Source organism: Nocardioides halotolerans DSM 19273 (assembly GCF_000422805.1).
GTDB classification, from domain to species: Bacteria; Actinomycetota; Actinomycetes; order Propionibacteriales; family Nocardioidaceae; genus Nocardioides; species Nocardioides halotolerans.
On record NZ_KE383922.1, the window covers coordinates 371,009 to 392,483 of the forward strand.

The window sequence follows — 21,475 nt, forward strand, 5'->3', positions numbered from 1 at the left end:
CGACCGCCGGGTCCGTCCACAGGCGCTTACCCGTTCGCGGGCGTGTCGGTGCGGTTCCTAGACTCATCCCGTGTCCGGACCCAACACCGACTTCGACCCCGTGGAGGTGGCCGCGTTGAAGCCCGAGGAGGTCGAGGCCGCGCGCGACGCCGCGCTGGCCGCGATCGCGGGCGCCGCCGACCTCGACGCGCTCAAGAAGGTCCGGATCGAGCACACCGGCGACCGCTCGCCGCTGGCGCTGGCCAACCGCGAGATCGGCGCGCTCCCGCCGGCGGCCCGCAAGGAGGCCGGCCAGCGGGTCGGCCAGGCCCGCGGCGCCGTCCAGCAGGCCCTCGCCGCGCGCCAGGCCGAGCTCCAGGCCGAGCACGAGCAGCGGATGCTCGCCGAGGAGACCGTCGACGTCACGCTGCCCACCGACCGCCTGCCCACCGGCGCCCGGCACCCCGTCACCACGGGGTCCGAGCTGATCGCCGACATCTTCGTGGCGATGGGCTGGGAGGTCGCCGAAGGTCCCGTGCTCGAGGCCGAGTGGCTCAACTTCGACGCCCTCAACCTCGGGCCCGACCACCCCGCCCGCACCATGCAGGACACGTTCTGGACCGACCCTGCCGAGGACCACCTCGTGCTGCGCACCCACACCTCGCCGGTCCAGGCCCGCACCATGCTGGCCCAGCAGCCGCCGATCTACGTCGTCTGCCCGGGCCGGGTCTTCCGCACCGACGAGTACGACGCCACCCACAGCCCGGTCTTCCACCAGGTCGAGGGCCTGGCGGTCGACAAGGGCATCTCGATGGCCCACCTCAAGGGCACCCTCGACCACTTTGCGGCGTCGATGTTCGGCGAGGGAATCAACACGCGCTTCCGCCCGTCGTACTTCCCGTTCACCGAGCCCAGCGCCGAGGTCGACCTCGTCTGCTTCGTCTGCCGCGGGGTCGACCCGGACGACTGCCGCACCTGCCGCGGCGAGGGCTGGATCGAGTGGGGCGGCTGCGGGGTGGTCAACCCGCGGGTGCTGCGCGCCTGCGGCATCGACCCCGACACCTACTCCGGCTTCGCGTTCGGCATGGGCATCGACCGCACGCTGATGTTCCGCCACGGCATCGAGGACCTGCGCGCTCTCTTCGAGGGCGACGTCCGGTTCACCGCCGCCTTCGGGGCAGAGCTGTGACCACCCCACGAGACCGCACGGATGCGGCGCTTCGCGCGGAGGCCGCGCGCTTCCGCGGGGACCCCGGATGAAGGCGCCCGTCTCCTGGATCCGTGAGTACGTCGACCTCCCCGCGGACATCACCACGGAGCAGCTCGCCGCCCGCCTGACCGCGCTCGGGCTCAAGCTCGAGGCGATCGAGAAGCCCGGCGAGCAGATCCGCGGCCCGCTCGTGGTCGGCCGGGTGCTGACCATGGACGCCGAGCCGCAGAAGAACGGCAAGACCATCAACTGGTGCACCGTCGACGTCGGGGAGGCCAACGGCACGGGCGAGCCGCAGGGGATCGTCTGCGGCGCCCACAACTTCGAGCCAGGCGACCTGGTCGTGGTGATCCTGCCCGGCGGCGTGCTCCCTGGTGACTTCGAGATCTCGGCGCGCAAGACCTACGGCCACGTGAGCGCGGGGATGATCTGCTCCTCCCGCGAGCTCGGCATCGGCGAGGACCACGACGGGATCATCGTGCTGCCCGCCGGCGCGGGGGAGCCCGGCCAGGACGCGCGTCCGGTGCTCGGCCTCGACCAGGAGGTCATCGAGTTCGAGATCAACCCCGACCGCGCCTACGCGCTCAGCCTGCGCGGGGTCGCCCGCGAGGCGGCGCTGGCGTACGCCGCGGCGTACGCCGACCCGGCGCAGCGCGACGTCCCCGCCGCCGACGGCGCCGGCCACCCCGTCGAGGTCGACGACCCCGACGGGTGCCCGGTCTTCGTGGCTCGCGTCGTCAGCGGCATCGACCCCGCGGCGGCGACGCCCGACTGGATGGCGCAGCGCCTCACGCTGTGCGGCATGCGACCGATCTCGCTCGCGGTCGACGTCACCAACTACGTGATGCTCGAGCTCGGGCGCCCGATCCACGGCTACGACGCCGACAAGCTCCAGGGCGCGATCCGGGTCCGGCGCGCACGCGAGGGCGAGCGGCTCACGACCCTCGACGGCGCCGACCGCGCGCTGTCGACCGAGGACCTCGTGGTCACCGACGACTCCGGGATCATCGGCCTCGGCGGGGTCATGGGCGGCGAGACCACCGAGGTCTCCGAGGGCACCACCCGCGTGCTCGTCGAGGCGGCCCACTGGGACGCCGTGTCGATGTTCCGCACCGGCAAGCGGCACCGGCTCACCTCCGAGGCCGGCAAGCGCAACGAGCGCGGCGTCGACCCGACGATCTGCGAGGCCGCGGCCGACCGGGTCGTCGAGCTGCTCGTCGCGCACGGCGGCGGCACCGCCGAGCCCGGCGTCACCGTGGTCGGCACCCCGCCGGCGCTGCCGGCGATCGCGCTCGACGCCACGCTCCCGGGTCGCATCTCCGGCATCGACATCGACACCGCGACCGTCGTCGCCGACCTCGCTGCGGTGGGCTGTGCGGTCGACGACGGCTCCGGCACGCTCGCCGTCGTCCCGCCGCCCTGGCGGCCCGACCTGACGGACCCCTACGACCTCGTCGAGGAGGTCGTGCGGGTCGTCGGCTACGACCGGGTGCCGTCGGTGCTCCCGCGGGAGGCCGCGGGGCGCGGGCTGACCCGCGAGCAGCGGCTCCGCCGCCGGATCGGGCGCACCCTCGCCGGCGCGGGGTGCGTCGAGGTGATCAGCTTCCCGTTCGTCGGCGAGGCGACGTTCGACCTCCTCGGGCTGCCGGCCGACGACCCGCGCCGCTCGACCGTCCGGCTCTCCAACCCGATCTCGTCGGAGGAGCCGTCCTACACCACCACGCTCCTCCCCGGCCTGCTCAAGGCGGCGTCGCGCAACCTGGGCCGCGGCACCCCCGGAGTGGGCCTGTTCGAGACCGGCACGGTCGCGTTCCCCTCCGGCCGGGGTCCGGCACCGATCTACGGCGTCGACTGGCGCCCGACCGAGGCCGAGCTCGCCAAGCTGTTCGAGGCGCTGCCCGTCCAGCCGCTGCACCTCGCCGTCGTCCTCGCCGGTGAGCGCGAGCGCGCCGGCTGGTGGGGCGAGGGACGCACCGCCGGCTGGGCCGACGCCATCGGCCTCGTCCGGCGCCTCGGGGAGGAGCTCGGCGTCGAGGTGGAGGTCGGGTCGTCGAGCCTGATGCCGTGGCACCCCGGTCGCTGTGCCGTCGTGCGCGTCGGCGGCGAGGAGCTGGGCCACGCCGGCGAGCTGCACCCGCAGGTCTGCGCGGCGTTCGGACTGCCTGCCCGCTCCGCGGCCGTCGAGATCGACCTCGACCGGCTGATGGCCCACGCGGTCGACGTCATCCCCGGCCCGGAGTTCTCTACATTCCCCGTCGCCAAGGAGGACGTCGCCCTGGTGGTGCCCGACGAGGTGACCACCGCCGAGGTCGAGGCGGCGCTCCGCGAGGGCGCGGGGGAGCACCTGGAGTCGATCCGGCTCTTCGACGTCTACACCGGCGACCAGGTGGAGGCCGGCCACCGGTCGCTGGCGTTCGCGCTGCGGTTCCGCGCCGCCGACCGGACCCTGACCGAGCAGGAGACCGGCGCCGCCCGCGACGCGGCGGTCGCGCTGGCCGCCGAGCGGTGCGGTGCCGTCCAGCGCTGACGCCGGCACGTGGCGGCTGGGTGACCGGACGGTCACCCGGCTCGGGTTCGGCGCGATGCGCCTCACGGGCACCCGGCCGTTCCACGCGGGGGTCCCGCGCGACCGCGACACCTCGATCGCGGTGCTGCGGCGTGCCGTCGAGCTCGGCGTCGACCACGTCGACACCGCGGCGTTCTACTTCAGCCGCACCCGGTCGGCCAACGAGCTGATCAACGCCGCGCTCTCGCCCTACCCCGGCGACCTCACGATCGTCACCAAGGTGGGTCCGGTGCGCGACGTGCACGGCGACTGGGCCGAGCGGCCGGGGCCGGACGGGCTGCGCGGCCACGTGGAGGAGAACCTCCGCCAGCTCGGGCGCGACCGGCTCGACGTCGTGAACTTCCGCACGGGTGACGACCCCGACGTCGCGCCGTACGTCGCCGCGCTGGCCGAGCTCGTCGCCGAGGGGCTCGTCGGGCACGTCGGCGTCTCGGCGGTGACCCTCGACCAGCTGGAGGCGGCCCGCGCGGTGACGGAAGTGGTCTGCGTCCAGAACCGGTTCTCGATCGACTCGGCCGACGACCTCGCGGTGCTGCGCCGGTGCGGCGAGCTCGGCATCGCGTTCGTGCCGTTCTTCACCGTCGCCGGACGGGCCCGCCAGGGCGCGCCGGGAGAGGAGCCCGAGGCCGTGCTCGAGGTGGCCGCCGAGCTCGACGCGACCCCCGCCCAGGTGCGGCTCGCGTGGACGCTCGCGCTGGGCGAGCACGTGCTGGTGATCCCCGGCACCGGCAGCGTCGCGCACCTCGAGGAGAACGTCGCCGCGGCGGGCCTCCGGCTCAGCGCCGAGCAGATGGCCAGACTGTCGGCATGACCTCCCTGCGGCTGCTCGACGAGGTGTCCTGGCGGGGCACCCCGCTGCCGGGCGGCCGCAACCACGCGCTCCTCGCCGCCCTCGTCGCGGCCGGAGGCCAGGTCTCGGAGGAGCGCCTGGTCGACGAGGTCTGGGGCCCCGACGAGGTGCCGGCCAACCCCGCCAAGGCGCTCCAGGTCGTCGTCTCTCGGGTCCGCTCGCAGACCGCGCCTGAGGTGGTGGCGAGGACCGACCACGGCTACCGGCTCGGTCTCCCTCCTGACGCCGTCGACGCGCTCGTGCTCCGCGACGCCGTGGTGGGCGCGCGTGAGGCCGAGGGCCGCCACGACCTGGTGCGCGCCCGCGACCTCGCGCGGGCAGCGCTCGCGCTGCCGGCGCCGGGCAGCGCTGGGGAAGGGCCGCTGGGCGAGCTCCGCTCGGCGGCCCGGCACCAGCGCGAGGTCGCAGCCCTGGTGCTGGGCCGGGCGCTGTCGGCGCTCGGCGACCACCAGGAGGCGCTGCCGCTGCTGGCGCCGGCCGAGGACGACTCCTCCGTCGCCGCGCTGCTGCGGTCGACGGCGGCCGTGCAGGGCGCGGCCGCGGCCCTCGAACGCTACGAGCGGCACCGCGCGCAGCTCGCGGACCGGCTCGGCGTCGATCCGGGGCCGCTGCTCCAGGCGGTGCATGGTGAGCTGCTCGCCGCGGACCGGCCGGTGCGCGAGGGCCTGCTCTTCGAGTCGACGTCGCTGGTCGGGCGCGACGACGACATCCGCGCGCTCCGGGCCGCGGTCAGGGACGCCCGGGTCACCTCGATCCTCGGTCCCGGCGGGCTCGGCAAGACCCGGCTGGCGCACCTCCTCGGCCGCGAGGCCGAGCAGCCGGTCGTGCACTTCGTGGAGCTCGTCGGTGTCGCCTCTGCCGAGGACGTCGTCGGCGAGGTGGGCTCGGCGCTGGGCGTGCGCGACTCCGTCACCGGCCGCCGGGTGCTCACCGCCGAGCAGCGCCACGACGTCCGCGCCCGCATCGGGCAGCTCCTCGACCAGGCGCCGACCCTGCTGATCCTCGACAACTGCGAGCACGTGGTCGAGGCCGTGGCCGAGCTCGTGGCCTTCCTCGTCGCCTCGTGCCGGCAGCTCCGGGTGGTCACCACGACCCGGGCGCCGCTCGCCATCGCCGCCGAACGCGTCTTCGCCCTCGGCCAGCTCTCCGAGGACGCCGCAGCCGACCTGTTCGGGCAGCGGGCCGAGGCGGCGCGTCCCGGCGTACCCCTCGACGACGACGCCGTACGCCGCGTCGTACGCCGCCTCGACGGGCTGCCCCTCGCGATCGAGCTCGCGGCCGCCAAGGTCCGGGTGATGTCGGTCGACGACATCGACCGCCGGCTCGACGACCGGTTCGCGCTGCTGCGCGGCGGCGACCGGAGCGCGCCCGACCGGCACCAGACGCTGATCGCGGTGATCGACTGGTCGTGGAACCTCCTCACCGAGGCCGAGCGACGCGCGCTGCGGTGGCTCTCGGTCTTCCACGACGGGTTCACCCTCGACAGCGCCGGCACGCTGCTCGGGTGCGACGCCCTCGACCTCGTCGAGTCGCTCGTCGACCAGTCGCTGCTCTCGGTCATCGATGCGCGCGGGTCGGTGCGTTACCGCATGCTCGAGACGGTCCGCGAGTTCGGCCGCATGCAGCTGGTCGGCGCGGGCGAGGACGCCGTGGCCCACGCGGCGCAGCTCGCGTGGGCGCGCGGCCTCGCCAACGCGCACGCCGACGCGCTGTTCTCCCAGCACCAGGTGGCGGCGGTGCGCGCGATCGCCGCCGAGGAGAGCAACCTGGCCGACGCGCTCCGCGCCGCCACCGCGGTCCCCGACCCGGCCACCACGGTCGACCTCACGGCCGCGCTGGCGGGCTTCTGGACGATCCGCGGCGAGAACACCCGCGTGATCGCCGTGACCGCCGCGATCGACGCGGCCCTGGAGGGGTGGGAGCCCGCTCCCGACGAGGTCGACCGGGCCGTGAGCGCGGCCGCGGTGACCGCGATGAACACGATGATGGGCCAGATCGTCGAGTCGCCCAACTGCGTCGCGCTCCTGGAGAAGTACGGCGAGGGCACCTCCGACAGCCGCGCCCGGGGGATGGTGGCGGTGCTGGCCGCCCAGGACCCCCACGACCTCCCCGGGTCGCTCCGGCGGCTGCGCGAGATCGACCCGGCGCGCGGCTACGACCGCCAGTCCGCCGCGTCGGCGCGGCTGATGACCGCCCACCACCTCGAGAACGACGGCGACCCGGAGCAGGCCCTCGAGGAGATCCAGGCCGGCCTGGGGCTGGTGCACGACGACGACGGGCCGTGGCTCAAGGCGATGATGCACAGCGTCGCCGGCGGGCTCAACGCCCAGCTCGGCAAGCGCGCCGAGGCCGCCGAGCACGCCCGGGTCGCGATCCCGATCCTCGACCAGCTCGAGGCCAACGACGACGGCATCCAGGCGCGCTCGCTGCTCGCCGGGAGCGCCATCGCCGAGGGCCGCTTCGACGAGGCCACCGCGCTCATCGCGGAGATCGAGCGGATCGGCACCGACCGGGCCGGGTTCGGAGGCGCGTTCATCACCGGCACCGTGCGTGCGGAGCTGGCGCTCGCCCAGGGCGACGTCGCCGAGGGGCTGCGGCTCTACCGGCGGGCTGCCGAGGAGCTCGCCGCGATCACGCTGCCGGGCATGGAGCTCACCGGCCTCGAGCCCTGGGCGCTGTTCGGCACCGCCGCCGGCACCACGGCGTACGCGCTGTACGGCGCGGGCGAAGCGGGGGTCGACCTGTTCGACGCCCTGCGGGAGAAGGCGCCGCGCGTCCTCGACCTGGGCCGGCCGCGGCTGGACTACCCGGTGGCCGGTCTGGTGCTCCACGGGCTCGGCACGTGGGGGCTGGTCAAGGAGGCCATGGATCCCGAGGACGCCATCCGGCTGCTGGTGCTGGCCGACCTGTTCTCCTACCCGCGGTTCACCACGACCATGGACCCCGACCGCACCCACGAGGCGGCCGAGCGCAGCGCGCCGGGCTTCGCGGCACGCCTGCGCGCGGAGTACGCCGACCGCAAGGGCCCGGACCTCCTGCCGGAGGCCCGGACCGTGGCCAAGCGGATCGCCGCCCCGCGATGAGGTCGACCCGGCGCGAACTTCGCGCCGGGTCGACGGCTCACATCTTGCGGCTGTAGGAGCGCACCGAGAGCGGCAGGAAGACCGCGACGGTGACCACGCAGCCGAGGAGCGCCCAGCCGACCTGCGCGGTGACCTGCCCGTCGTTGAGAAGGTCGCGCACGGCGGTGACGACGTGGCTGACCGGGTTGACGTTGACGAACGCCTTGAGCCAGCCCGGCAGGGTGTCGGCCGGGACGAAGGCGTTGGACAGGAACGTCAGCGGGAACATGATCATCATCGAGATGCCCTGCACCGCCTGCGCGCTGCGGGCGACCGTGCCGAGCCAGGTGAAGATCCACGCGAGCGACCAGCCGGCCACGACGGTCAGGAGCCAACCGCCGAGCACGCCGAGGACGCCGCCGCCGGGGCGGTAGCCCATCGCGATGCCGGTGAGGATCGTCAGGGTCGCCGCGGTGCCGTAGCGGAGCAGGTCCGCGATCGCCGGCCCGGCCAGCGGCGCGATCCGGGCGATGGGCAGCGACTTGAACCGGTCGAAGACGCCCTTGTCCATGTCCTCGCGCAGCTGGATGCCGGTCGCCATGCAGGCGGTCAGCGCGGTCTGGGCGAGGATGCCCGGGATGATGATCGGCAGGTAGTCGGCCACGCTGCCCGAGATCGCCCCGCCGAAGATGTAGGCGAACATCGCGGTGAACAGCAGCGGCTGGATGGTCACGTCGAAGAACTGCTCCGGGTTGCGGCGCATCTTCTTGGTGGCGCGCCAGGCCATCGCGAGGCTCTGGTTGAGGGTGTCGCGCGCGGAGGGCCGGGCGGGCAGGTCCTGGGCGCCGACGTGGGTGGTGGCGGTGACGGTCTCGTCGACCGCGCCGGAGGTGGACAGCAGCGTCATCGGACGGCCTCCAGGTCTGAGTCGTGGTGGTCGGTGTCGTCGTCCTCGCCGGCGCCGTGACCGGTGAGCGCCATGAAGACCTCGTCGAGCGTGGGCTTCTGGACGGTGGCGGAGGTGATCAGCAGCTCCTGCTCGCGCAGCCCGATCAGGACGTCGGCGGCGCGGTTCGCGTCGGGCAGCGGCACGTTGATGCCGCCCGCCTCCGGGGTGAGCACGGGCTCGTCGCCGACCACGCGGCGTACGACGTCGACGGCCTGGCCGGTCTGCGCCGGGTCGAGCAGCCGCAGCTGGAGCGTCGACGTGCCGACCTGGCTCTTGAGCTGGTCGGACGTGCCCTCGGCGACCTTGTGCCCGCGGTCGATGACCGCGATCCGGTCGGCGAGCTGGTCGGCCTCGTCGAGGTACTGCGTGGTCAGCAGCACCGTGCAGCCCTGCGCGACGAGGTCGCGGATGGTCTCCCACATCTGCCCGCGGGTGCGGGGGTCGAGACCGGTGGTCGGCTCGTCGAGGAAGATCAGCGGCGGCTGCGCGATCAGGCTCGCGGCCAGGTCGAGCCGGCGGCGCATGCCGCCGGAGAACTGCGAGATCTGCTTGTCGCCGGCGTCCTGGAGGCCGAACCGGCCGAGCAGGTCCTCGGCGGTCGAGCGTGCGGCCGCCTTGTCGACGCCGAGCAGCCGGCCGAAGAGGTAGAGGTTCTCGCGGGCGGTGAGGTTCTCGTCGACCGACGCGTACTGGCCGGTGACGCCGACCAGCTGGCGCACCACGTGCGGGTGCTGCTTCACGTCGACGCCGAAGATCTCGGCGCGGCCGCCGTCCATCGGCAGCAGCGTCGCCAGCATCTGGAGCATCGTGGTCTTGCCGGCGCCGTTGGGACCGAGGACGCCGAAGACCTCGCCGCGGCGTACCTCGAGATCGACACCGTCGACGGCCCGCAGGTCGCCGAAGGTCTTCACCAGGCCGTGCGCGGAGACCGCGAGCTCGGTGGTGGGGGAGGAGTTCTGGTTCATGACCACAACGGTGATGCTCGCGGGTTTCAGCGCGACTTCACACCGGTTTCACGGCCGGGCGCGCGGTTTCACGGGCACTTGCGGTGCAGCGGTCAGCAGGCAACCCGGGATGTGCGGATCTGGGCTTGTTCGGGGTTGCTGGCTGACCGCTGCCTTGGGCGAGCCGGTGCAGCGGTCAGGAGGCAACCCGGACGCGCCGATCCGGGCTGGGGCAGGTTGCTGGCTGACCGCCGCCTCGGGCGCGGGCCGGTGCAGCGGTCAGCAGGCAACCCGGACACGCCGATCCGGACTCGGCCAGGTTGCTGGCTGACCGCCGCCTCGGGCGCGGGCCGGTGCAGCGGTCAGCAGGCAACCCGCACACGCCGATCCGGACTCGTCCAGGTTGCTGGCTGACCGCCGCCCCGCCCCGCGCCGAGCCCGACCGGGCCTCACCCCTCGCTGGACGCCGACCAGAGGTTGATCCCCGAGTCGACGGCGTCCTGCTCGATCGCCTCGAGCTCGTCGGGGGCGATCGTCAGGTTGTCGAGCACGGCGAGGTTGTCGTCGAGCTGCTCGACGCTGCTGGCGCCGATCAGCACCGACGTCACCCGCTCGTCGCGCAGCACCCACGCGAGGGCGAGCTGGGCCAGCGACTGGCCGCGCCCCTGCGCGATCTCGTTGAGCCTCCGCACGTGCGCGAGCGCCTCGTCGGTGAGGAGCGACGGGTCGAGCGACTTGCCCTGGGCGGCCCGCGACCCCTCCGGGATGCCGTCGAGGTAGCGGTCGGTGAGCATCCCCTGGGCCAGCGGCGAGAACGCGATGCACCCCACGCCCTCCTCGCCGAGCACGTCGAGCAGCGACGCTCCGCCGTCCTCGGGCACCTCCTCGACCCAGCGGTTGAGCATGGAGTACGACGGCTGGTGGATCAGCAGCGGCACGCCCATCTCGCGCAGCAGCGCGGCCGCCTCGCGAGTCCGCTCGGCGTTGTACGACGAGATGCCGGCGTACGTCGCCCGGCCCGACTGCACCGCCGTGGCCAGCGCGCCCATCGTCTCCTCGAGCGGCGTCTCCGGGTCGAACCGGTGGCTGTAGAAGATGTCGACGTGGTCGAGGCCCATCCTGGCCAGCGACTGGTCGAGCGACCCGAGGAGGTACTTGCGCGAGCCCCACTCGCCGTAGGGGCCGGGCCACATGTCGTAGCCCGCCTTGGTCGAGATCACGAGCTCGTCGCGGTACGGCTTGAAGTCCTGGGCGAAGATCGCCCCGAAGTTGGTCTCCGCGGCGCCGTACGGCGGACCGTAGTTGTTCGCCAGGTCGAAGTGCGTCACGCCCCGGTCGAAGGCCCGGCGCAGGATCGCGCGCTGGGCCTCGAGCGGCTTGTCGTCACCGAAGTTGTGCCACAGGCCGAGCGAGACGGCCGGCAGCTTCAGCCCGGAGCGGCCGCAGCGGCGGTAGGCGTGGGACTCGTAGCGGTCGTCGGCGGCGCGGTAGGGCGGCGGGGTCATGGGTCCATGTGTACCCGCCCGCGGCGTCAGTTGATCGGCTGCCCCAGGATCGCGAGCAGCTTCTCGCAGGCGATCCGGTCGCCGTCGACGCGGATCCGGTCGTCCGCTCCTTTGCCGGGCAGCAGCGCCGGGTCGCGCTTCCACAGCCAGGTGTCGAGGTCGGCGGCGGTGCCGGTGATGGTGGCGAGCGGGTCGGCGCCGTCGTCGACGAGCGCGATGTCGTCCTCGTCGGTGTACGTCGTGCCGCTGTCGGGGTCGGTGCCCGAGAACGCGCCGAGCTCGACGAGCAGCCGGGTGCCGGTGTCGCTCAGGTGCACCCCGATCGTCTCGCCGGAGCCGGTGAAGGAGCCCCACTCCGGCGCCCCGCCGTACATCACCCCGAGCGCCTCGGCCACGCCGTCGTCGGCGAGGGCCGCGTCGAGCGGTGTCACGGCGAGGCCGGCGGTCAGCTCGGCGTCGATCCGGTGGATCGCGGCCTCGTGCGCCTGGCGCCGGTAGGACGTGCCCACGCGGAGGTCGCCCGACCAGTGCCACGCCTCGGCCTCGGGGTCGGCCCGCTCGAGCTCGGTGGCCAGCGCGTGGGAGTAGTCGTCGAACGCGTCGAGCAGCTCGGCGTACGACGCCGGCCGCTCCGCGGCGTCCTCGCTGCCGATCGCGGGGTCGTCGGGAGAGGCGGGCCGGTGGCGGATCACCTTCGCCCAGAACAGCTGCACCCCGGCGAGGTGCCACAGCAGGTCGGCGGCGTCCCAGTCGGGACAGGTCGGCACCTTCGCGGCCGGGTCGCAGTCGGCCAGCGCGGCGCGGAACCGCGCCGACTCGGTGCGGATGTGGTCGAGGTAGGTGGGGTACTCCAGTCGAGGCATGCCGGTGACGCTAGTGAGGCCCACCGACGGGCCGCACCGGGTTTGCGTCTCGCGGGCCGCCCTGGTCGTGCATGGACATACTGATATCTGTATAGTCATGCAGCATGAGCACGAGGGTGGCCGTCGCCGGAGCCAGCGGGTACGCCGGCGGTGAGCTGCTGCGCCTCCTGCTGGCGCACCCTGACGTCGAGATCGGTGCCCTGACCGCCGGCGGCAACGCCGGCGAGACCCTCGGCGCGCTCCAGCCGCACCTCCTCCCGCTGGCCGGCCGCGTCCTCGAGCCGACCACGGCCGCGACCCTGGCCGGTCACGACGTCGTGTTCCTCGCCCTCCCGCACGGCCAGTCGGGACCTCTCGCAGCCGCGCTGGGGGAGGGCGTCGTGGTCGTCGACTGCGGCGCGGACCACCGCCTCGCCGATGCGGCCGCCTGGGAGCAGTTCTACGGCGGCGCCCACGCGGGCACCTGGCCCTATGGCCTGCCCGAGCTGCCGGGCCAGCGCGCCCGGCTCGCCGGCGCGACCAGGATCGCCGTCCCGGGGTGCTACCCGACCGTTTCCACGCTCGCCCTGGTGCCCGCGGTCGCCGACGGCCTGGTCGAGCACGACGTGGTGGTCGTCGCCGCCTCCGGCACGAGCGGCGCCGGCAAGGCCGCCAAGCCGCACCTCCTCGGCAGCGAGCTGATGGGCAACGCCTCGGCGTACGGCGTGGGCGGCGTCCACCGGCACACCCCCGAGATCACCCAGAACCTCAGCGGGCTGCTCCCCGACGCGGCCGGCGGGTCCGGCACGGTGACGGTGAGCTTCACCCCGGTCCTGGTGCCGATGCCCCGCGGCATCCTCGCCACCTGCTCCGCCCGCCTGCGCGAGGGCGTGGGCGCGGACGACGTGCGGGCGGCCTACGACAAGGCTTACGCCGACGAGCCGTTCGTGCACCTGCTGCCCGAGGGCCAGTGGCCGCAGACCAAGGCCGTCGCCGGCAGCAACGCCGTCCACCTGCAGGTCGCCGTCGACGAGGCGGCGCGCCGCCTGGTGGCCGTCGGCGCCGTCGACAACCTCGCCAAGGGCACCGCCGGCGCCGCCGTGCAGTGCATGAACCTCGCCCTCGGCCTCGAGGAGACGCTGGGCCTCACCACCATCGGACTCGCCCCATGAGCGTCACTCACCCCCAGGGCTTCCGGGCCGCCGGCGTCGCCGCGGGGCTCAAGAGCAGCGGGAAGGCCGACGTCGCGCTCGTGGTCAACGACGGGCCGGCCCACGACTCCGCCAGCGTGTTCACCGCCAACCGCTGCAAAGCCAACCCGGTGCTGTGGAGCCAGGAGGTCGTCAAGGACGGCACGGTCCGGGCCGTGGTCCTCAACTCCGGTGGCGCCAACTGCTACACCGGGCCCGAAGGCTTCCAGACCACGCACGCGGTCGCCGAGCGGGTCGCCGGGCACCTCGGCATCGGCGCGATCGACGTCGTCGTCTGCTCGACCGGGCTGATCGGCCTGAGGAACGACCGCACGGCGCTGCTCGGCGGCGTCGACGCGGCGTACGCCGGGCTGTCGGCCGACGGCGGCCAGGACGCGGCCGAGGCGATCATGACCACCGACTCGGTGCCCAAGCAGGCGGTGGTCGACGGCGGTGGCTGGTCGGTCGGCGGCATGGCCAAGGGCGCCGGCATGCTGGCGCCGCAGCTGGCCACGATGCTCGTCGTCATCACCACCGACGCGGTCGTGCCGGCCGCCGACCTCGACACGGCGCTGCGGGCGGCCACCCGGGTGTCCTTCGACCGGCTCGACTCCGACGGCTGCATGTCGACCAACGACACCGTCACCGTGCTCGCCAGCGGCGCCAGCGGGATCACTCCTCCGCTGCCGGACTTCACCGAGGCGCTCACCCAGCTCTGCACCGACCTCGCGATGCAGCTGCTCCGCGACGCCGAGGGCGCCGACCACGACATCGCGATCACCGCGCTCAACGCCGCGTCCGAGGACGACGCCGTCGAGGTCGCCCGCAGCGTGGCCCGCAGCAACCTGTTCAAGGCGGCGGTCTTCGGCAAGGACCCCAACTGGGGCCGCGTGCTCGCCAGCATCGGCACCACCCGGGCGGCGTTCGACCCCGCCGACCTCGACGTCGCCATGAACGGCGTCTGGGTCTGCCGGGGCTCCGAGCCGCACGCCGACCCCGCCGAGGTCGACCTGTCCGCACGCGAGGTGACCGTGACCATCGACCTCAAGGCGGGCACCGAGCGAGCCACGGTCTGGACCAACGACCTCACCCACGCCTACGTCCACGAGAACAGCGCGTACTCCTCATGAGCACACACCCCGGCGACCCCGACGACCCCGAGACCCAGCGCGCCAAGGCGTCGGTGCTGGCCGCCGCGCTGCCGTGGCTGAAGCAGTACCACGGCAAGATCGTCGTGGTGAAGTACGGCGGCAACGCCATGACCGACGACGTGCTGAAGCGGGCCTTCGCCGAGGACGTCGCGTTCCTGCGGTTCGCGGGCTTCAAGCCCGTGGTCGTGCACGGGGGCGGGCCGCAGATCAGCCGGATGCTCGACAAGCTCGGCATCGAGTCGGAGTTCCGCGGCGGGCTCCGGGTCACCACGCCGGAGGCGATGGACGTCGTCCGCATGGTGCTGGTCGGCCAGGTGCAGCGCGAGCTGGTCGGGCTCATCAACGAGCACGGCCCGCTGGCCGTCGGACTCTCCGGAGAGGACGCCGGTCTCTTCACCGCCCGGCAGGCCAACACCGTCGTCGACGGCGAGGAGGTCGACCTCGGGCTGGTCGGCGAGGTGGTCGACGTACGCCCCGAGGCGGTGCTCGACATCATCGAGGCCGGCCGGATCCCCGTGGTGTCCAGCGTCGCGCCCGACGTCGAGGGCACCGTCCACAATGTCAACGCCGACTCCGCGGCCGCCGCGCTCGCGGTCGCGCTGGAGGCCGAGAAGCTGCTGGTCCTCACCGACGTCGAGGGGCTCTTCCTCGACTGGCCGACCTCGCAGGACGTGATCGGCGAGATCAGCCCGGAGTCGCTCGCGGAGATCCTGCCGACCCTCCAGAGCGGGATGGTGCCGAAGATGAAGGCGTGCCTCGACGCCGTCCAGGCGGGCGTCTCCCGCGCGACGGTCGTGGACGGCCGCGAGCCGCACGCCGTCCTGCTCGAGCTGTTCACCAAGGAGGGCGTCGGCACGCAGGTGCTGCCGGACGTCGAGACCAAGACCCGCAGGGCCCGAGCCGCCGCGCAGGGGGAGTCGTGATGCAGGAGCGGTACGCCGCGAGGTACGCCCGGAGCCTGATGAACACCTTCGGCCCGCCCAGGCTGACCCTCGTCCGCGGTGAGGGCGCCCACGTCTGGGACGCCGACGGCACGGAGTACGTCGACCTGCTCGGCGGCATCGCCGTCAACGCGCTCGGTCACGCCCACCCGGCCCTGGTGCGCGCGGTGACGACCCAGCTGCAGACGCTCGGCCACGTCTCCAACTTCTTCGCGACCGAGCCGCAGATCGGGCTGGCCGAGAAGCTGCTCGCCCTGCTCGACGCCGGCCCGGGGAAGGTCTTCTTCACCAACTCCGGCACCGAGGCCAACGAGGCGGCGTTCAAGCTCACCCGTCGCACCGGCCGCACGCACGTCGTGGCCGCCGAGGGTGGCTTCCACGGCCGCACGATGGGCGCGCTGGCCCTCACCTCCAAGGCCGCCTACCGCGAGCCGTTCGAGCCGCTGCCCGGCGACGTGACGTTCGTGCCGTACGGCGACGAGCAGGCGCTCGCCGACGCCGTGACCGACCAGACCGCGGCGGTCCTCCTCGAGCCGCTGCAGGGCGAGGCGGGTGTCGAGGTGCCGCCGGCCGGCTACCTCGCGTCGGCCCGGCGGATCGCCGACGAGCACGGCGCGCTGCTGTGGCTCGACGAGGTGCAGACCGGGATGGGTCGCACGGGCGCGTGGTTCGCGCACCACCTCGACTCGCTCGGCGCGGGCGTCCGCCCCGACGTCGTCACCGTCGCCAAGGGGCTCGCGGGCGGCTTCCCGATCGGGGCGTGCCTCGCGGTCGGCGCGGCCGGCGACCTGCTCCAGCCCGGCAACCACGGCACCACCTTCGGCGGCAACCCGGTCGCGTGCAGCGCCGCGCTGGCCGTGATCGGCACGATCGAGGCCGAGGGGCTGCTGGAGCGCGCCCGGGTCGTCGGGCAGCAGCTGCGCGAGGGTCTGGCCGCCGACCCGCGGGTCACCGACGTGCGCGGCGAGGGGCTCCTGATCGGCCTCGACCTGGCCGGCGAGCGGGCCGCGGAGGTCTTCGCGGCGGCGCTCGAGGCGGGCTTCATCGTCAACAACCCCACGCCGACACGGATCCGCCTCGCACCGCCGCTGGTCCTGACGGAGGAGGATGCAGCCGCGTTCCTCGACGCGTGGCCGACCATCCTCACCCAGGGAGGTGTCTCATGACCGTGCGCCACTTCCTCGCAGACGACGACCTCACCCCGGCCGAGCAGGTCGAGGTCCTCGACCTCGCCGTGCGGCTCAAGGCCGCACCCCACGACGCGCGCCCCTACGCCGGGCCGCAGTCGGTGGCGATGATCTTCGACAAGCCCACGCTGCGCACCCAGGTGTCCTTCGGCGCCGCCATCGCCGAGCTCGGCGGCAGCCCGATGCTGGTCGACGGCAAGCTGGCCGGCATCGGCGTCCGCGAGTCCGTGGAGGACGTCGCCCGGGTGCTCGGCCGCCAGGTCGCGACGATCGTGTGGCGCACCTTCGCGCAGTCCGACCTCGAGACCATGGCGTCCTACGCCGGCGTGCCGGTGGTCAACGCGCTGACCGACGAGTTCCACCCCTGCCAGCTCCTCGCTGACCTGCTCACCGTGCGCGAGCACAAGGGCGACCTGACCGGGCTCACCGTCACCTTCGTGGGCGACGCCGCCAACAACATGGGCAACTCGTGGCTGCTCGCGGGCGCCTCGGCGGGCATGCACGTGCGGGTGGCCGGTCCCGACGGCTACCGGCCGAGCGAGCAGATGTTCGCCCGAGCAGCCGCCATCGCCGCGCGGACCGGCGGGGCGGTCTCCGGCTCCGAGGACCCCGAGGCGGCCGTGCAGGACGCCGACGTCGTGGTCACCGACACCTGGGTGTCGATGGGCATGGAGGAGGAGAAGGCCGCGCGCGAGGCGGTCTTCTCGTCGTACACCGTGACCACCGATCTCCTGGCCCGCGCCAAGGACGACGCGATCGTGATGCACTGCCTCCCGGCCTACCGCGGCAAGGAGATCGCCGCCGAGGTCATCGACGGGCCGCAGAGCGTCGTCTGGGACGAGGCGGAGAACCGGCGCCACGCGCAGAAGGCGGTCATGGCGTTCCTCGTGGCCCGGTCGGCGGAGCAGCCGTGACCGAGTCCACGCTGCGGCCCGGCACCAAGAACGCCCGCCACCAGCAGATCGTCGACCTCGTGACCCACCACGAGGTGCGGTCGCAGGGCGAGCTCGCCACGATGCTGGCCGAGCAGGGCGTCAGCGTCACCCAGGCGACCCTCTCCCGCGACCTGCTCGAGCTCGACGCCGTGAAGATCCGGGCGGCCTCCGGCGCGCTGGTCTACGCCGTGCCCGCCGAGGGCGGCGACCGGCGACCCGCGGCGCCCGTGGAGACCGCCTCCGGCCAGGCCCGGCTCGCCAAGCTGTGCGCCGAGCTGCTCGTCTCCGCGGAGTCGAGCGCCAACCTGGTCGTGCTGCGCACCCCGCCGGGCGCCGCCCAGTACCTCGCCTCCGGCTTCGACAAGGCCGAGCTGCACGAGGTCCTCGGCACCATCGCCGGCGACGACACCGTGCTGGTCATCGGCCGCGACCCCGTCGGCGGCGAGGACCTCGCCCGCCGCTTCCTCGACCTCGCGTCGGCACCCCCCACGAACGGACACCCATGAACCACCCCACGAAATCGCTCACCTCCCCCGCTGCGCTCCTCCGGACCGCGATTCCGAGGGGGCCCCGAAAGGCATGAGCAAGGTCCTCACCAGCCTCCCCAAGGGAGAGCGCGTCGGCATCGCGTTCTCCGGCGGGCTCGACACCTCGGTCGCCGTCGCCTGGATGCGCGCCCAGGGCGCGGTCCCGTGCACCTACACCGCCGACATCGGGCAGTACGACGAGCCCGACGTCTCCGGCGTGCCGGCGCGCGCGTTCGACTACGGCGCCGAGATCGCCCGCGCGATCGACTGCAAGACCCCGCTGGTCGAGGAGGGGCTGGCCGCGCTGGCGTGCGGCGCGTTCCACATCCGCTCCGGCGGCCGCGCCTACTTCAACACCACGCCGCTCGGCCGGGCCGTCACCGGCACCATGCTGGTGCGGGCCATGCACGAGGACGGCGTCGACATCTGGGGCGACGGGTCGACGTTCAAGGGCAACGACATCGAGCGGTTCTACCGCTACGGGCTGCTCGCGAACCCCGAGCTGCGGATCTACAAGCCGTGGCTCGACGCGGACTTCGTGCACGAGCTCGGCGGCCGCGCGGAGATGAGCCAGTGGCTCACCGAGCGCGGCCTGCTCTACCGCGACAGCAAGGAGAAGGCGTACTCGACCGACGCCAACATCTGGGGCGCCACCCACGAGGCCAAGACGCTCGAGCACCTCGACGCGTCGCTGGAGGTCGTCGAGCCGATCATGGGCGTGCGGTTCTGGGACCCCGCGGTCGAGATCGACACCGAGGACGTCACGATCGCGTTCCGGCAGGGCCGGCCGGTGGCGGTCAACGGCACGGCGTACGACGACCCGGTGGCGCTCGTCCACGAGGCCAACGCGATCGGCGGCCGGCACGGCCTGGGCATGTCCGACCAGATCGAGAACCGCATCATCGAGGCCAAGTCGCGTGGCATCTACGAGGCGCCCGGCATGGCGCTGCTCTGGATCGCCTACGAGCGGCTGCTCAACGCGACCCACAACGAGGACACCATCGCCAACTACCACGCCGAGGGCCGCCGGCTGGGGCGGCTGCTCTACGAGGGGCGGTGGCTCGACCCGCAGGCGCTGATGATGCGCGAGTCGCTCCAGCGCTGGGTGGCCTCCGTGGTCACCGGTGAGGTGACGCTGCGGCTGCGGCGCGGCGAGGACTACACGGTGCTGCGCACCGACGGGCCGAACTTCTCCTACCACCCCGACAAGCTGTCGATGGAGCGCACCGAGCACGCGGCGTTCGGCCCGACCGACCGGATCGGCCAGCTCACGATGCGCAACCTCGACATCGCCGACTCGCGCTCGATGCTCGAGCTCTACGCCACCCAGCCGCTCGACCAGGGCCAGGTCCTCGTGGAGCACGGCGTCCTCCTCGGCGAGCTGCCGGCCGGTGGCGGGGAGCGCATCACCGCCAACCCCACGCTCGAGGACGGCCTGGACGACGAGGCGCTCGACAACGCGGCGATGGAGTTCGGCACCGACTGATGAGCGCCCCACGAGCCCGGGTCCACCGCACGGCCGCGCGGGTGCTGCCGGTCAGCCCTCTCGGCGAGGTGCTGCTGCTCCACGGCCGCGACCCCGCCCGCCCCGACGACTGGCACTGGGTCTCGATCGGCGGCGCCGTCGAGCCGGGGGAGTCCACCGAGCACGGCGCGCTGCGCGAGCTCCGCGAGGAGACGGGCATCGTCGTGTCACCGGTCGCGCTGTCCCCGCCGGTGCACGTCGGCACCCACGACTTCTCCTGGGACGGCGTCGACTACCGCAGCCACTCGACGTTCTTCGCGATCGCCCTCGACCGCGACGTCGAGGTCCGGCTCGACGGGTTGGAGGAGGCCGAGATCGGGAACCTCACGACCGCGGCCTGGTGGTTCCCCGACGAGCTCGCGGCCGACGGCACCGCCGCCGCGCCGGACCTGCCGGACATCATGCGCAAGGCCATCGCGGTCGTGAAGGGAGCGTCGTGACCGAGTCCTCCGACGACACCGGGACGGACACGGGCAGTGGCCGGCTCTGGGGCGGCCGGTTCGCGTCCGGCCCCTCGCCCGAGCTGGAGGAGCTGTCGCGCTCGACCCACTTCGACTGGCGGCTCACCCGCTACGACATCGCCGGCTCCCACGCCCACGCCAAGGCGCTGGCCGCCGCGGGGCTGCTGACCGCCGAGGACGAGCAGGCGCTGCACGACGGCCTCGACGCCCTCACCCGGCGCTACGACGCGGGCGAGCTCCTGCCCGACCCCTCCGACGAGGACGTGCACGGCGCCCTCGAGCGCCTGCTGATCGCCGAGGTGGGCGACGAGCTCGGGGGTCGCCTGCGGGCCGGACGCTCGCGCAACGACCAGATCGCCACCCTGTTGCGCACCTACCTGCTCGACCAGTCGCTGCACCTGCACGACCTGCTGCTCGACCTCGTCGACGCGCTGGCCGGGCAGGCGCGGGACCACCTCGGTGCGGTCATGCCCGGCCGCACCCACCTCCAGCACGCGCAGCCGGTGCTCCTGAGCCACCACCTGCTCGCCCATGCCTGGCCCCTCGTCCGCGACGCCGAGCGGCTGGCCGACTGGCGGGGTCGCACGGCGGCCGCGTCGCCGTACGGCGGGGGAGCGCTGGCCGGCAACAGCCTGGGCCTCGACCCGGCGCTGGTCGCGTCCGAGCTCGGCTTCAGGGGCACCAGCCCCAACTCCATCGACGGCACCGCCTCGCGCGACTTCGCGGCGGAGTTCGCCTATGTCACGGCGCAGGTGGGCGTCGACGTCAGCCGGCTCGCGGAGGACCTCATCCTCTGGTCGACGCGCGAGTTCGGCTTCGTCCGGCTGCACGACTCCTGGTCGACGGGGTCGAGCATCATGCCGCAGAAGAAGAACCCCGACATCGCCGAGCTCGCCCGCGGCAAGGCGGGCCGGCTGGTCGGCAACCTGACCGGGCTGCTCGCCACCCTCAAGGCGCTGCCGCTGGCCTACAACCGCGACCTGCAGGAGGACAAGGAGCCGGTCTTCGACTCCGTCGACACCCTGGCCGTTCTCCTGCCCGCGGTGACCGGCATGGTCGCGACGCTCGACTTCGACACCGCCCGGATGGCGGAGCTCGCACCCCAGGGGTTCTCGCTGGCGACCGACGTCGCGGAGTGGCTGGTGCGCGAGGGCGTGCCGTTCCGCGTCGCGCACGAGGTCGCGGGCGCCTGCGTGCGCCGGTGCGAGGAGCTCGGCTGCGAGCTCGACGAGCTCACCGACGAGCAGCTGGCCGACGTCTCGCCCCACCTCACGCCGGGCGTCCGCGAGGTGCTGAGCGTCGAGGGGTCGGTCTCCTCGCGCGACGGTCGCGGCGGCACCGCGCCCGCCCGGGTCGCGGAGCAGCTGGAGGAGCTCACCGCCGCGGTGGAGCGGGTGCACGCGCGCCTTGGCTGACCTGCGCGCGGTCCTCGCGGGGCCGGTCCTGGATGTCGCTCCGCGCCTGTTGGGCGCGGAGCTGCGGCACACGACCGACGACGGCACCGTGGCGCTGCGCCTCACCGAGGTCGAGGCCTACGACGGCTCGAACGACGCGGGCTCGCACGCCTACCGCGGCCGCACGCCGCGGACGGAGGTGATGTTCGGGCCGCCCGGCCGCCTCTACTGCTACTTCACCTACGGCATGCACGTGT

General features: G+C 73.6%; 18 protein-coding genes (1 of these 18 only partly in view). 14 read left to right on the plus strand and 4 right to left on the minus strand.

Annotated elements, in window-relative coordinates; all coding sequences use genetic code 11:
• The first annotated feature begins 70 nt into the window (after positions 1-70).
• From pheS to G514_RS0112425, 4 genes are all read left to right on the plus strand, one after another.
• Positions 71-1,168, plus strand: a complete 1,098-nt coding sequence (pheS, locus tag G514_RS0112410) for a phenylalanine--tRNA ligase subunit alpha (RefSeq protein ID WP_028652002.1) — start codon at positions 71-73, stop codon at positions 1,166-1,168.
• A 67-nt stretch (positions 1,169-1,235) separates the two neighbouring features.
• Positions 1,236-3,716: a phenylalanine--tRNA ligase subunit beta gene (gene pheT, locus G514_RS0112415; RefSeq protein WP_028652003.1), complete on the plus strand. Its 2,481-nt coding sequence runs from the start codon at positions 1,236-1,238 to the stop codon at positions 3,714-3,716.
• Complete coding sequence (locus tag G514_RS0112420; RefSeq protein WP_028652004.1) at positions 3,700-4,566, plus strand: aldo/keto reductase; 867 nt, start codon at positions 3,700-3,702, stop codon at positions 4,564-4,566. Before pheT ends, G514_RS0112420 begins: the two co-directional genes overlap by 17 nt.
• Positions 4,563-7,688: an ATP-binding protein gene (locus G514_RS0112425; protein WP_028652005.1), complete on the plus strand. Its 3,126-nt coding sequence runs from the start codon at positions 4,563-4,565 to the stop codon at positions 7,686-7,688. Before G514_RS0112420 ends, G514_RS0112425 begins: the two co-directional genes overlap by 4 nt.
• 37 nt (positions 7,689-7,725) lie before the next feature.
• On the opposite strand, the gene G514_RS26525 is transcribed toward G514_RS0112425, so the two are convergent.
• The 4 genes from G514_RS26525 to G514_RS26530 form a co-directional block, all read right to left on the minus strand.
• Entirely contained in the window at positions 7,726-8,574 is an 849-nt protein-coding gene (locus G514_RS26525; RefSeq protein ID WP_084152077.1) for an ABC transporter permease, read from the minus strand.
• Complete coding sequence (locus G514_RS0112435; RefSeq protein ID WP_028652006.1) at positions 8,571-9,581, minus strand: daunorubicin resistance protein DrrA family ABC transporter ATP-binding protein; 1,011 nt, start codon at positions 9,579-9,581, stop codon at positions 8,571-8,573. Before G514_RS0112435 ends, G514_RS26525 begins: the two co-directional genes overlap by 4 nt.
• Positions 9,582-10,009: 428 nt before the next feature.
• Positions 10,010-11,065 (minus strand): L-glyceraldehyde 3-phosphate reductase, encoded by a 1,056-nt coding sequence (gene mgrA, locus G514_RS0112440; protein WP_028652007.1) that lies wholly within the window; start codon positions 11,063-11,065, stop codon positions 10,010-10,012.
• Positions 11,066-11,091: 26 nt separating this feature from the next.
• The gene (locus G514_RS26530) at positions 11,092-11,928 is read right to left on the minus strand and encodes a maleylpyruvate isomerase family mycothiol-dependent enzyme (protein ID WP_028652008.1); all 837 of its coding nucleotides are present in this window, start codon (positions 11,926-11,928) and stop codon (positions 11,092-11,094) included.
• A 104-nt stretch (positions 11,929-12,032) separates the two neighbouring features.
• Here G514_RS26530 and argC point away from each other — a divergent pair, with 104 nt between their 5' ends.
• From argC to G514_RS0112495, 10 genes are all read left to right on the plus strand, one after another.
• The gene (gene argC, locus G514_RS0112450) at positions 12,033-13,079 is read left to right on the plus strand and encodes an N-acetyl-gamma-glutamyl-phosphate reductase (protein WP_028652009.1); all 1,047 of its coding nucleotides are present in this window, start codon (positions 12,033-12,035) and stop codon (positions 13,077-13,079) included.
• On the plus strand, positions 13,076-14,227 hold the full coding sequence (argJ, locus tag G514_RS0112455; protein WP_028652010.1) for a bifunctional glutamate N-acetyltransferase/amino-acid acetyltransferase ArgJ: 1,152 nt from the start codon (positions 13,076-13,078) through the stop codon (positions 14,225-14,227). The genes argC and argJ overlap by 4 nt, the downstream gene beginning before the upstream one ends.
• Complete coding sequence (gene argB / locus G514_RS0112460) at positions 14,224-15,171, plus strand: acetylglutamate kinase (RefSeq protein WP_028652011.1); 948 nt, start codon at positions 14,224-14,226, stop codon at positions 15,169-15,171. Before argJ ends, argB begins: the two co-directional genes overlap by 4 nt.
• Positions 15,171-16,355 (plus strand): acetylornithine transaminase, encoded by a 1,185-nt coding sequence (locus tag G514_RS26535; RefSeq protein WP_036564828.1) that lies wholly within the window; start codon positions 15,171-15,173, stop codon positions 16,353-16,355. Before argB ends, G514_RS26535 begins: the two co-directional genes overlap by 1 nt.
• Entirely contained in the window at positions 16,352-17,290 is a 939-nt protein-coding gene (gene argF / locus G514_RS0112470) for an ornithine carbamoyltransferase (protein ID WP_028652012.1), read from the plus strand. The genes G514_RS26535 and argF overlap by 4 nt, the downstream gene beginning before the upstream one ends.
• Positions 17,287-17,817 (plus strand): arginine repressor, encoded by a 531-nt coding sequence (locus G514_RS0112475; protein WP_028652013.1) that lies wholly within the window; start codon positions 17,287-17,289, stop codon positions 17,815-17,817. The genes argF and G514_RS0112475 overlap by 4 nt, the downstream gene beginning before the upstream one ends.
• A gap of 73 nt (positions 17,818-17,890) precedes the next feature.
• A complete protein-coding gene (gene argG, locus G514_RS0112480) occupies positions 17,891-19,324 on the plus strand; it encodes an argininosuccinate synthase (protein ID WP_028652014.1) in 1,434 nt (477 codons plus the stop codon).
• Positions 19,324-19,803, plus strand: a complete 480-nt coding sequence (locus G514_RS0112485; RefSeq protein ID WP_036564636.1) for an NUDIX hydrolase — start codon at positions 19,324-19,326, stop codon at positions 19,801-19,803. Before argG ends, G514_RS0112485 begins: the two co-directional genes overlap by 1 nt.
• Complete coding sequence (gene argH / locus G514_RS0112490) at positions 19,800-21,239, plus strand: argininosuccinate lyase (RefSeq protein WP_028652016.1); 1,440 nt, start codon at positions 19,800-19,802, stop codon at positions 21,237-21,239. Before G514_RS0112485 ends, argH begins: the two co-directional genes overlap by 4 nt.
• A protein-coding gene (locus G514_RS0112495; RefSeq protein ID WP_028652017.1) for a DNA-3-methyladenine glycosylase crosses the window boundary here: on the plus strand, positions 21,232-21,475 show its 5' portion. The gene runs 365 nt beyond the window's last position; the window shows 244 of its 609 coding nt (coding positions 1-244); the start codon lies at positions 21,232-21,234; the stop codon falls past the right edge of the window. Before argH ends, G514_RS0112495 begins: the two co-directional genes overlap by 8 nt.

Bases quoted from the DNA above. Each gene is read 5' to 3' on its own strand.
- G514_RS0112425 (WP_028652005.1), top strand. From the start codon at position 4,563: ATGACCTCCCTGCGGCTGCTCGACGAGGTGTCCTGGCGGGGCACCCCG.
- G514_RS0112435 (WP_028652006.1), bottom strand. From the start codon at position 9,581: ATGAACCAGAACTCCTCCCCCACCACCGAGCTCGCGGTCTCCGCGCAC.
- G514_RS26535 (WP_036564828.1), top strand. From the start codon at position 15,171: ATGCAGGAGCGGTACGCCGCGAGGTACGCCCGGAGCCTGATGAACACC.
- argB (WP_028652011.1), top strand. From the start codon at position 14,224: ATGAGCACACACCCCGGCGACCCCGACGACCCCGAGACCCAGCGCGCC.
- mgrA (WP_028652007.1), bottom strand. From the start codon at position 11,065: ATGACCCCGCCGCCCTACCGCGCCGCCGACGACCGCTACGAGTCCCAC.
- argJ (WP_028652010.1), top strand. From the start codon at position 13,076: ATGAGCGTCACTCACCCCCAGGGCTTCCGGGCCGCCGGCGTCGCCGCG.
- G514_RS0112485 (WP_036564636.1), top strand. From the start codon at position 19,324: ATGAGCGCCCCACGAGCCCGGGTCCACCGCACGGCCGCGCGGGTGCTG.
- argC (WP_028652009.1), top strand. From the start codon at position 12,033: ATGAGCACGAGGGTGGCCGTCGCCGGAGCCAGCGGGTACGCCGGCGGT.
- G514_RS26530 (WP_028652008.1), bottom strand. From the start codon at position 11,928: ATGCCTCGACTGGAGTACCCCACCTACCTCGACCACATCCGCACCGAG.
- pheT (WP_028652003.1), top strand. From the start codon at position 1,236: ATGAAGGCGCCCGTCTCCTGGATCCGTGAGTACGTCGACCTCCCCGCG.
- argF (WP_028652012.1), top strand. From the start codon at position 16,352: ATGACCGTGCGCCACTTCCTCGCAGACGACGACCTCACCCCGGCCGAG.
- G514_RS26525 (WP_084152077.1), bottom strand. From the start codon at position 8,574: ATGACGCTGCTGTCCACCTCCGGCGCGGTCGACGAGACCGTCACCGCC.
- argG (WP_028652014.1), top strand. From the start codon at position 17,891: ATGAGCAAGGTCCTCACCAGCCTCCCCAAGGGAGAGCGCGTCGGCATC.